8 protein-coding genes are annotated in these 11,406 nt (G+C 43.0%); all 8 read right to left on the reverse strand.

Going from position 1 to position 11,406, the window contains the following annotated elements:
• Positions 1 to 61 precede the first annotated feature (61 nt).
• Complete coding sequence (locus ACQKFO_RS21000) at positions 62 to 1,222, reverse strand: acetylornithine transaminase (protein WP_427600729.1); 1,161 nt, start codon at positions 1,220 to 1,222, stop codon at positions 62 to 64.
• A complete protein-coding gene (argB, locus tag ACQKFO_RS21005; protein WP_427600731.1) occupies positions 1,219 to 2,028 on the reverse strand; it encodes an acetylglutamate kinase in 810 nt (269 codons plus the stop codon). The genes ACQKFO_RS21000 and argB overlap by 4 nt, the downstream gene beginning before the upstream one ends.
• On the reverse strand, positions 1,991 to 3,220 hold the full coding sequence (gene argJ, locus ACQKFO_RS21010; protein ID WP_427600733.1) for a bifunctional ornithine acetyltransferase/N-acetylglutamate synthase: 1,230 nt from the start codon (positions 3,218 to 3,220) through the stop codon (positions 1,991 to 1,993). Before argJ ends, argB begins: the two co-directional genes overlap by 38 nt.
• 14 nt (positions 3,221 to 3,234) lie before the next feature.
• Positions 3,235 to 4,269, reverse strand: a complete 1,035-nt coding sequence (argC, locus tag ACQKFO_RS21015) for an N-acetyl-gamma-glutamyl-phosphate reductase (RefSeq protein WP_427600734.1) — start codon at positions 4,267 to 4,269, stop codon at positions 3,235 to 3,237.
• A 223-nt stretch (positions 4,270 to 4,492) separates the two neighbouring features.
• A complete protein-coding gene (gene aceA / locus ACQKFO_RS21020; RefSeq protein WP_427600736.1) occupies positions 4,493 to 5,773 on the reverse strand; it encodes an isocitrate lyase in 1,281 nt (426 codons plus the stop codon).
• A gap of 198 nt (positions 5,774 to 5,971) precedes the next feature.
• Complete coding sequence (gene aceB, locus ACQKFO_RS21025) at positions 5,972 to 7,564, reverse strand: malate synthase A (RefSeq protein ID WP_427600738.1); 1,593 nt, start codon at positions 7,562 to 7,564, stop codon at positions 5,972 to 5,974.
• Between the two features lie 260 nt (positions 7,565 to 7,824).
• Positions 7,825 to 9,333: a sodium/proline symporter PutP gene (putP, locus tag ACQKFO_RS21030; protein ID WP_427600740.1), complete on the reverse strand. Its 1,509-nt coding sequence runs from the start codon at positions 9,331 to 9,333 to the stop codon at positions 7,825 to 7,827.
• Positions 9,334 to 10,248: 915 nt separating this feature from the next.
• Entirely contained in the window at positions 10,249 to 11,400 is a 1,152-nt protein-coding gene (locus tag ACQKFO_RS21035; RefSeq protein WP_427600741.1) for a CamS family sex pheromone protein, read from the reverse strand.
• Positions 11,401 to 11,406 lie beyond the last annotated feature (6 nt).

The raw sequence follows: 11,406 nt of genomic DNA on the forward strand, positions 1-11,406 counted from the left end.
CCTACAATTGAATTTTTATTAACATTAAGGTATTTTTATGCATTCATTCCTAAAAAATAGATTAGTAGACACGGGCTGATTGATAGTGTTTTAGCGTTTCTCCCAGTATGTGAAGTGCCTGATCCAGCTCTTCATAGGTGACCGTTAAAGGTGGTAATAGACGGATCACTTGAGAACCTGCCGGAAGAGTCAATAATCCGTTGTTCCGCAGCTCATCGATGATTTCTTTTACTTCCATATCCAATTGGATGCCTATCATAAATCCGATCCCTTTTACCTCTTTTACGCTCCGGCATTCCTGTAGTTGATTCTTCAGCTTCTGCATAAAGTATTCAGATTTACTTTGCACTTCTTGCAGGAACACTTCATCGAAAACCGTTTCAAGAGTCGCTTTCACTGCTGCCATCGCTAATGGATTACCTCCGAATGTCGACCCATGAGTTCCTGGAGAAAAAGAGGAAACAAGATCTTTTTTGCCAATCATCGCACCTACCGGAAAGCCGCTTCCTAATCCCTTAGCCGTCGTGACGATATCCGGTTGCAGAGAATAATGCTGATAAGCAAATGGAGCTCCCGTACGACCGATCCCTGTTTGGACTTCATCGACAATGAGTAAAGCATCCATCTCCTTGCACAACGTTTCAACTGCCTGTAAAAAGGAAGGAGTACCAGGGTTCACCCCTCCTTCCCCTTGAATCACTTCCACCATGATGGCCGCAACGTCATTTCCTTCCACGTTCGATAGAGCCTGTTCATCGTTATAAGGAAGATAGTCAAAGGTTGGAACCAACGGACCGAAGCCGCTATGAATCTTTTCCTGCCCCGTTGCACTCATGGTCGCAAAGGTCCGACCATGAAACGATTGCTTAAAGGTCAGGATCTTCGTTTTCCCCGTGTGCTTTTTGGCTAACTTAATCGCCGCTTCGTTCGCTTCAGCTCCACTGTTACAAAAGAAGACAGAGTCCAAGCCACTTGCGGAAGCAAGAAGTGAAGCTGCCTCTTCCTGCAGCGTAATCGAAAACAGATTGGATACATGCCAAAGTTTATCCAACTGTTTTTCAAGAGCTTCCTTAACAACATAAGGAGAGTGACCTAAATTACAAACAGCTATACCTGAAATGAAATCCAAATAGGATTTCCCATTTTGATCTTGAACAACCGTGCCTTTTCCTGAAACCAATTCAATATCCAACCGATTATAAGTAGGAAATAAATGACTCATACTGCCTTGACCCCTCCTCCTTCTGTTATACGTGTGCCCAGCATCTCTCCGTCTTGAATGATCGTGTCCTGACACCCGACGATCATTACTTCTTTAATGTTAAGCTGCAGAACCGACAGGGCTGCCTGCACCTTTGGAATCATTCCGCCGTGGATGATTCCGGTTTCTATATAATGAAGGATCTCTTCCTTTGTTACACGTGAAACAATTTCCCCTTCTTTTAAAATTCCGGGAACGTCCGTGACAAAGACCAGCTTCTCTACTTGCAGGGCTTCTGCTATGGCTGATGCAGCCAGGTCTGCATTCACATTTAGCTTCTCCCCATTGTTTGTAGTGGCAAGGGGAGCGATAACGGGTACGTAGTTCAGCGAAAGCAGATTGTTTAATAAGGTAAGGTTAACCTTTTCAATTTTGCCAACATAACCTAGAGATCCTTCATCCAGTATGCTGGCCTTTAACAAGTGGGCATCGTACCCGCTTAATCCGATTGCTTTTATCCCTGCCAGATTGAGTTGATGTGTTAACTCGCTATTCACCTTGCCCTTTAACACTTGTTCAACGACTTCAAAAACCTGCTTTGTGGTTTTTCGATGGCCATTGATGAAGGTGGATTCGATGGTCAGTTTGTTCAGCATAGCCGTAATATCAGGCCCTCCTCCGTGAACAAGTACTACATGGTAGTGCTGCTGAAGATCTTTTATACTTTTATAGAAAAGGGATGAGAGCTTAGAAAGGACACTTCCTCCCAGTTTGATGGCAATCACTGGCTTATGTTCGATAACTTGCATTGATTTTGACGTAATCATACGTAAGATCGCACCCCCAGGCTTTTCCTTTTCCTTCTCCACCCTGCAACCCGACAGATATGATCACAAGTTCCCCTTGCATATACTGACTTACACTCTCCTCGTTGAATGGCTGAGGAGTACCATTCGAAAACACGAGTGTCTCTCCAATATGAATGTCACATTGATGAGGCTCGATCGTCACCTCACTGTGTCCCATGGCACCCACGATCCTTCCCCAGTTTGGATCTCTGCCAAAGAGTGCCGTTTTGACTAAATTGGAACCGACGATTTTTTTTGCTAAAATATTGGCGTCTTGATGGGACTGAGCACCTGTGACGTTTACTTCTACGAGTTTGGTCGCCCCTTCACCATCCCGGGCAATTTGTTTGGCCAGATCTTGACATACGTGAATTAATCCCTCTTGAAAGTGATGCCAATCAGGATGGTTCTCATGCAATGTATCATGCTCTACCAACCCGTTTGCCATCGCAATGACCATATCATTCGTAGATGTTTCTCCGTCTACAGTGATTTGATTAAAGGATTGATCGATCGCTTTTTTAAGTGCTTTTTGCAGGACGGTGGATGAAATCGATGCATCCGTTGTAATGAAGCCAAGCATCGTCGCCATATTTGGATGAATCATACCAGACCCCTTCGCACATCCCCCTATCGTGACCGTTTCTCCGTCTATTTTCATTCCATAGCATGAAGTCTTTTCGATAAGATCCGTCGTTAGGATGGCCTGTTGAAAAGATCGGGCACTCTGCTCTGTCGAATCAACCTCGATTTCGTTGCAGCCCTTTTCAATCTTCTCCATAGGAAGCCACTCGCCAATGACTCCTGTCGAAGCAACGGCTACGTACTCTTCCGGAATTTGAAATCGTTTGGCCGTCCACTCCCTCGTTTGATATGCATCTTTTAATCCTTGTTCACCCGTACAGGCATTTGCGATTGCACTATTGACCACAACCGCTTGCAGAGTGTGAGATTTCAGGATGCTTTCTTGTGTGACTTTCAGGGGAGCGGCTTGAAAGTGACTTTGCGTATAAACCGCTCCGACTTGTGCAGGCTTTTCACTGTATATGACCCCAAAGTCTTTCTTAGCGTATCGAAGACCGGTGTGCATCCCCCCTGCCTTATACCCGAGAGGTGAAAGAATCGTTCCTCCAGGTATGTGTTGAACAGCCTTTTCTTTTACTAGTTTCATTGATTCTCCCCCTCTTATGGATAAATTGGATAGTGATGGAGTCCCGTCGTTTCGTCTAACCCCAGCATTACATTCATGTTTTGAACCGCCTGGCCGGCAGCTCCTTTTAGCAAGTTATCGATCACAGACACAATCGTGACCCGATTCGTTCGTGAATCTACTTTTATCGCGATATCGCAGAAATTCGTGCCGAACACTTCTTTTGTACTTGGGAACTGGCCAACAGGGCGAATCCTGATAAAAGGATGTTTCTCGTAATAGTCCTGGTAGATGTTGTGCAACTGAACAGTGGTGTATGTGCTTTTTAATTCCGTATACATCGTAGCCATAATCCCACGGATCATTGGAATAAGGTGAGTCGTAAAGGTAATGGGTCCCGCTTCGCTGTTCCAGTCCTTCAATTGTTGTTCAATTTCAGGAGTGTGCTGGTGTTGATGAACCTTATAGATTCGTAGATTTTCCTGAGTCTCTGAAAAGTGACTGGATTGAGTCGCTTTTCTCCCTGCTCCCGATAATCCCGTTTTGGCATCGATAATGATGGAATGGGGATCTATAAGCTCATGATGGAAAAGCGGGGCCAATCCCAGTAGGGTGGCTGTCGGAAAGCAGCCTGGGTTCGCGATCAGTTCCGCCTCTTGAATGGATTGTCGATTGCATTCTGTGAGACCATACACCGCTTTTTGTAAAACATCTGAAGATGCTGATTCTCCTTTGTACCACTCTTCGTATTCTTGAGGATTCTTCAAACGCAAGTCCCCTGAAAGATCGATCACTTTCGCCTTTTCACCAAGGAGCTTCTGGGATAATTCCTTCGATACACCGGAAGGAACAGCCAAAAAGACGAAATCAAGCTGCTTCATTTCCTCGATATTAATAGGGTTCACTACTTCATGTGAAAGGTTAAAGAGGTGTGGATATTGATCTGCATATGGTGCCCCATCCAAAGAAGATGAATACAAAATACAATTATTCACATTCGGATGATTCGATAACAATCGATGCAACTCCACCCCACCATAACCCGTACTACCAACAATACCAACATTCATAACTAATCACCACACAGATTAAATTTAAATTAGCTCTAATTATATGTATGTATATTAATAAAATCAATAGTATATTTATAAATAAATTCTATAAAGTTAAACTATTCACAAATTTGCATCGATAGTACTACATTGCGGATCACCCAAAGAAAGGTCCGTCCCTCGGGGTATAGCAACCCCCGAGGGACGGACCTTCCTTTATATTTTTATGCAATTTAATTTTTTAGAATTGAGCAGCCTCTGTCGAACCTTTAAGGGCTGTTGTAGAGGACGTTCCTCCTGAGATCACCATCGATACTTCGTCAAAGTAGCCTGTTCCTACTTCACGCTGATGTCTCGTAGCTGAATAGCCATATTTCTCGCTGGCGAATTCCGCTTCTTGAAGCTGGGAATATGCCGCCATCCCGCGCTCTTTATATCCTCTCGCAAGCTCGAACATGCTATGGTTCAATGCGTGGAATCCTGCAAGCGTTACGAACTGGAACTTATAGCCCATTTTCCCAAGCTCCTTTTGGAACTTAGCGATCGTTTCATCGTCCAGTTTCTTTTTCCAGTTAAAGGATGGTGAGCAATTATACGCCAATAATTTCCCTGGATGCTCAGCATGAATAGCCTCAGCAAATTGGCGAGCTTCTTCAAGGCTCGGTTCTGACGTTTCACACCACACAAGATCTGCATAAGGAGCATAAGCCAAACCTCTTGCAATCGCCTGATCCAGGCCGGCTTTTGTACGGAAAAACCCTTCAGGAGTCCGTTCCCCTGTAATGAACTGCGCATCGTACGGATCCACATCGCTCGTAATTAAATCTGCGGCATTCGCATCTGTACGCGCTACGATTAACGTTGGTACCCCCATTACATCTGCCGCTAGACGTGCTGAAATTAAATTCTTCACTGACGTTTGTGTAGGCAGTAATACTTTACCTCCTAAATGTCCGCATTTTTTCTCAGATGAAAGCTGATCTTCAAAATGGACAGCTGAAGCCCCCGCTTCGATCATACCCTTCATGAGTTCGAATACATTAAGCTGTCCTCCAAAGCCTGCTTCTGCATCGGCTACAATCGGGACAAACCAATCGATCGATTCATCACCTTCAACATAGTGAACCTGATCTGCACGTTGTAATGCTTGATTAATTCTCTTTACCACGGATGGTACAGAGTTCGCAGGGTACAAGCTTTGATCTGGATACATTTGCCCGGCCAGGTTAGCATCCGCCGCTACCTGCCATCCGCTTAAGTAGATCGCTTTCAGACCGGCTCTGACTTGTTGGACAGCCTGGTTTCCAGTCAAGGCACCAAGTGCATTGATATAATCTTCTTTGTGAAGCAGATTCCATAGCTTTTCAGATCCGTGTCGGGCAAGAGTATGCTCAATATCAATTGATCCTCTTAAACGGATGACATCTTCAGCTGAATAAGGTCGGGATACCCCCTTCCATCTTTCATCCATCTCCCAATTCTCCTGTAGTGCATTTACGCGTTCGTTATTTGCTTTTACCATTGATAATCTCTCCCTTTTGTTTTTTTGGTTTGATTCTAAGGATTAAGTGAAATACTTTGGTGAAGTTATATTTATCCGGCATGCAATCGTTCGTGAGGTCCGTCCCTCTATTCACTGCAGCGGTAATTAATTAAAGTAATCAGGCTTGTTTATACAACCTTTTTTGCTTTGTTGATGTTTTTTGCAGGTCCGTCCCCTTTAAAGTATTCGGTAGCCAGGGATGGTGAGGAAGTCTGTGAATTGTTCGTTCTGGATGAGTTGGTCGAATAGCTGGACGGCTTCTGAGAACCGGCGATTTTTGTACTGTTCTTCTCCCAATTGGCTTTTGAGTTTGGTCAGTTCTTCTTGCTTCAGCTGTTCATAGAGATCGATGGTGATGTTTCGCCCGTCGTCGAGAATCCCTTTCGGATGACGGATCCATTGCCATAACTGAGCACGGGAAATTTCAGCCGTTGCCACATCTTCCATCAGATTGTGGATCGGCGCTGCCCCTTGCCCGCTCAACCAGGAAGAAATATATTGAATACCGACGCTAATGTTTAATCGGACACCTTCTTCTGTTATCGTCCCTTGAGGAACTTCAAGAAGATCCTGCTCAGACACTTCCAAATCATCTAATGCTTTCTCTGCAATTTGGTTATCATGTTTCATTTCCAGATTGAAAACGTCCATGGCAACAGGTACGAGACCAGGATGAGCTACCCAGGTGCCATCATGACCATCCCGCGCTTCCCTTTCTTTATCTGCTCTCACCTTGTTAAACGCTTCTTCGTTTTTAACAGGATCGTTTTTAACAGGGATCTGTGCCGCCATCCCTCCGATTGCAGGAGCTCCCCTTCTGTGACAGGTCTTAATCGTGAGCAAAGAATACGATCTCATGAATGGTGCTGTCATCGTCACCGTTGAACGGTCCGGCAGGATCACATCTTCTTGCTCCCGCAGTTTTTTAATATAGCTGAAAATATAATCCCATCTTCCACAGTTCAACCCTGCTGAATGTTCCTTTAATTCGTAAAGGATTTCATCCATTTCAAATGCCGCTGTGATGGTTTCAATCAGGACCGTCGCTTTGATCGTTCCTTGAGGAATACCGATATATTCCTGGGCAAATATAAACACGTCATTCCAGAAGCGCGCTTCCTCGTGACTTTCTAATTTAGGTAAGTAAAAATAAGGGCCTTTATTCGTTGAGGTTAAATGAGTCGCATTATGAAAAAAGAATAGTCCAAAGTCAACTAGGCTTGCTGATATTGATTTCCCATCCAGTTCGATATGTTTCTCTTCCAGATGTAATCCTCTGGGCCGAACAATTAATACGGCATGTTCCTTGTTCAATTCATAACGCTTCCCATTTGGATTCGTGAAGTCTATTGTTTGATGTACTGCATCTCTGAGGTTGATTTGTCCTTCTATGAGGTTCGTCCATGTAGGTGAAGTGGCATCTTCAAAACATGCCATAAAACATTTTGCTCCAGAGTTCAATGCGTTGATGACCATCTTCCGGTCAACAGGTCCAGTGATTTCTACCCTTCTATCCTGCAGAGCTTGAGGAATCGGACTCACTTTCCATTCACTTTGTCGAATCGATTCTGTTTCAGGTAAGAAGCGAGGAAGCTCTCCTCCATTGATCCGTTCCTGCTGTTTCTCTCTGTTGTGTAACAGCTCTTTCCGTTTTTCACCGAATCGGCGCTCCAGTTGTTCTAAAAACTGCAATGCTTTCTGGGACAAAATTTCATCAAAGCCTGGCTGAAGTTCCCCAGTTACCTTGATACCAACCATTTTTGTAGACATTGAACACCATCACTCCTTAGCAGTATTAAACAAATCCCTATTGTTATAATACAGATTATTTTGCATGTTTGTATTATATAACAGAGTATTTTAATTTGGAACAACTTTCTGGTAATTTTCTTTCGACAAATTTCGCAACACTAAAAAGAAGGACACTTATCTCAAATTCTCCTTTAATGAAAATTAAACACAACAAAAAAAGAGGTCCGTCCCTCATCACTCTAAAGTGACGAGGGACGGACCTCTTATCGATACTCTAATTATTTTACGATATCTTTGGCAACAGCTTCGTCGAATTCAGCTTGGATCTCAGCACTTGGTTGTGGTCCAACCTTACTGAAGATCACGATTGCCAGCATAGCAAGGAAGAATCCTGGAACAATTTCATACAGTTCGAATGGAATGACTCCAGCTGCAGTCAGCTGTTTCCAAACGACGACTGTTACAGCACCAGTGATCATACCAGCTAATGCACCGTTTCGTGTCATACCCTTCCAGTATAGTGACAACAGGATGATTGGTCCGAATGCGGCACCGAATCCACCCCAAGCGTAACTTACCAGATCTAGAATCTTCGTACCTCCACCATTCGCAGGGTTACCTTGAATGGCAAGCATGATCGCGATGAATGCGATAAGAAGCACTCCGATACGACCTACCCATACAAGCTCGTTGTCAGAAGCATTCTTACGGATGATCGCTTTATAGAAATCCTCCGCTAATGCACTGGAAGAAACGAGTAATTGGGAATCAATTGTACTCATGATAGCAGACAGAATCGCTGCTAACAGAATTCCGGATACCCATGGGTTAAATAAGACATCTGTAAAGAAGATAAATACTTTCTCAGAATTATCAACATCACCTGTGATCAACGGCATATCAGCGAAATAGGCGATACCGGAGAAACCGACCAGTACAGCACCAATCATTGATAATGTCATCCAGCTCATACCAATCCAGCGTGCCTTTGGTACATCTTTGGTGGATTTAAGTGCCATAAAGCGGGTGATGATATGCGGCTGACCGAAGTAACCAAGTCCCCACGCGAGGAGTGAAATGACTCCCATAACCGTCATCGTGTTCATTGTATCAAGATTTGCCGCATCAACAGAACGAACAGCATCAACTGTAGCATTCCATCCACCCAGCTCTGTAATAGCAACGATTGGTGTAATGATCAGTGCAAGGAACATTAGAATACCTTGTACGAAGTCAGTCCAACTTACTGCTAAGAATCCTCCAAGGAATGTGTAAGAAATGATTACTGCAGCACCAATCCAAAGTGATTGATTGTAAGACATTCCGAACGTTTCCTGGAATAATAACGCTCCGCCTACAAGACCTGAAGATGTGTAAAAGGTAAAGAATACCAAGATGATAACTGCTGAAATGACACGAAGGAGACGGGAACCATCTCTAAAACGATTTTCAAAGAAGTCCGGAACCGTAATAGAATCGTTTGCAACCTCCGTGTAAGCGCGTAGTCTTGAAGCTACGAATCTCCAGTTTAAATAAGCACCAATTACTAACCCAATACTTAACCAGATCGAACCTAAACCAATTGCATAAGCAAGGCCGGGCAGTCCCAGTAATAACCATGAACTCATATCTGAAGCACCAGCACTTAATGCTGCTACCCCCGGTCCTAAACTACGTCCTCCAAGAACGTAATCCGATAAATTACTTGTTAATTTGTAAGAAATAATACCGATTGCGAGCATTCCAACTAAATATACGATAAAGGTGACTAAAGTAGCTATATCCATTGTGTAGTTAGCATTCTCCTTTCAATAAATTTGTACTGCTTTTCGTTAGGTGCTTAATCTAACTTTCGAACCATGCAAAAAGACATATCAAATTGTAAATCCAACAGTTCTTTACCCCATGCATACGGGTTGTAAACTTATTCACTCAATAATGTTTGAAAAAGTTTATTCTGCGAAGCGACGTTCCGTAACAAGTTCACAACGTTATTAATACTAACATACATTCACACCGTTAACAGACAGAATTTTCTAAATACATTTACCTATATGAATAAATATTCATATAAAGTGCATATATTTTTATGAAAGCGCTTTTTTAGCTATATCTATTCATAAAAATTTATAAAATTAAGTTACTTTCTGTTCACATATTTGTTTCATTTACTGGTTTTCACTAACGTTAGCATCATTATTTTGCAACAAATGATACATTCATATACATGAAGAGAACGGTGGGGAATAGAAAATTTCCTGTATGGCTTTTTGGAACTGGTTAATTATCGCCCCAAGCTTTTTACCGATTACAATTTATTCTCCAATTCCTTCACTCTCTTTTCTAATTTCTTGTTTTGTTCAAGAAGGATCATGACGATCGAGAAAGCCCCTCCGGCTAAAACAAATGCGATTATTTCCATCAGCCTTTTCCCCTTTCCTGTCTTCAATCTATATATGCATTACGGATATCCGTCAAATTTGGTTTCGTTTTTTGTAAATATCGTGAAGTACATGACGATGGGAGGATCAGGTTTATCGATCGTATTTTCAATATATCAACCTAATTTTCATCTTATCTACCGAACTTTCAAGATATCGACCGTACTACATGATTTCGACTAATTTCTGTGACACACACCTCTCCAGTACTTTCCCACAACAAAAAAAGAACTAACCTATATGATTAGTCCTTTTCCTCTTCTATTCATAAATGTGCAAATACGTTTCTTTACTGCCGGGCTTCTTCACGATCAGAGCTTCCGGTCCATAGGACGATGACACGAGGAGTTCTACGTCCCAGGTGTCTGGCGTCTGTTTGCTGATCATGCCGGAAAGATGCTGGGCAAATCCGATGGTTTCAGCTTTCCCCTGGAAGGACAGGGCTACCTCGAATTTCATATCGGCCAGCTTCTGGTTTTGGTAAAGTGCTTGTCCCGTCAGGCCCGTGTAAACAGGAAAGTATTTTTCGATATCCGTCTTCAGTTCGTTAAATACTTTGTAATCGTTTGGGTGATTTTCCTGAGCTTCAGGAGAAGGGAATAAGTAGAATTCTTCATTAATCCCTTCCCAGTTTTGGATGTTGCTTTCGTTTGCTTCAACGGTTGTGTAGGCAAAGAAGTGACCAGGGACGACCTGTTCTTTTGGAGCTTGTTTATAAAGTGAGATCGTGATCGGAACGTTTTGAAGTTCTTTTTTCTGACGAAGACGTTTGAGGACTTCGTCGGCAATTCTTGCTCCTTGTTCCTTTAAGACTTCATTGCTAATGTTTTTTACGGTTCTTGTTCCAGATGAGAGATTGGTTTCGTATTGAACAGAATTCAATGAAAGAGCGATTGCTACTCCACCCAGATGAACCTTGTTGTCTTCTTTTTTCATTAAGTAATTATGTTCAATCACATGGGCTAAGTAGATCGGCGCATTCTCACCTTCCGTCTGGACAGGGTTAAGCCCCACATTCTCAGATTCTTGAAGTCCTTTTTCTTTCAGCTGTTCGCTTGTATATTTTCGTTGAAGCCAGCTATCAACTGTTTTCTTCGTGAGGAACTGGCCCTCTTTGAAAAAGTATTCATCCGTTGAGAAACGATTTTGAGCTACCCTCAGCAAGCCCGTTTCGATTTCATTGATATCATATCTTGATCCTAAATCATTGACGACGACTCCACGGGTTTTACTCGTTTCATACGGGAGCATTGTCTTGTAGTATTCCTTGGATATCTGGAAGCTTGGAATGATCGCTTTTTTTGCTTCGCTATCCTGATTTTCCTGAACGACCTGATCCTGCTTTTCAAATGTCGGAGCACAGCCCCCTAGTAACAATAGTGCGGAGAGAGCGACCGAAATCCCTTTTTTCATTACTTG

Source organism: Rossellomorea sp. NPDC071047 (assembly GCF_050270195.1).
Classification (GTDB): domain Bacteria; phylum Bacillota; class Bacilli; order Bacillales; family Bacillaceae_B; genus Rossellomorea.

Coding starts and splice junctions, on each gene's coding strand:
- ACQKFO_RS21000 (WP_427600729.1), bottom strand. CDS start 1,222: ATGAGTCATTTATTTCCTACTTATAATCGGTTGGATATTGAATTGGTT.
- argB (WP_427600731.1), bottom strand. CDS start 2,028: ATGATTACGTCAAAATCAATGCAAGTTATCGAACATAAGCCAGTGATT.
- argJ (WP_427600733.1), bottom strand. CDS start 3,220: ATGAAACTAGTAAAAGAAAAGGCTGTTCAACACATACCTGGAGGAACG.
- argC (WP_427600734.1), bottom strand. CDS start 4,269: ATGAATGTTGGTATTGTTGGTAGTACGGGTTATGGTGGGGTGGAGTTG.
- aceA (WP_427600736.1), bottom strand. CDS start 5,773: ATGGTAAAAGCAAATAACGAACGCGTAAATGCACTACAGGAGAATTGG.
- aceB (WP_427600738.1), bottom strand. CDS start 7,564: ATGTCTACAAAAATGGTTGGTATCAAGGTAACTGGGGAACTTCAGCCA.
- putP (WP_427600740.1), bottom strand. CDS start 9,333: ATGGATATAGCTACTTTAGTCACCTTTATCGTATATTTAGTTGGAATG.
- ACQKFO_RS21035 (WP_427600741.1), bottom strand. CDS start 11,400: ATGAAAAAAGGGATTTCGGTCGCTCTCTCCGCACTATTGTTACTAGGG.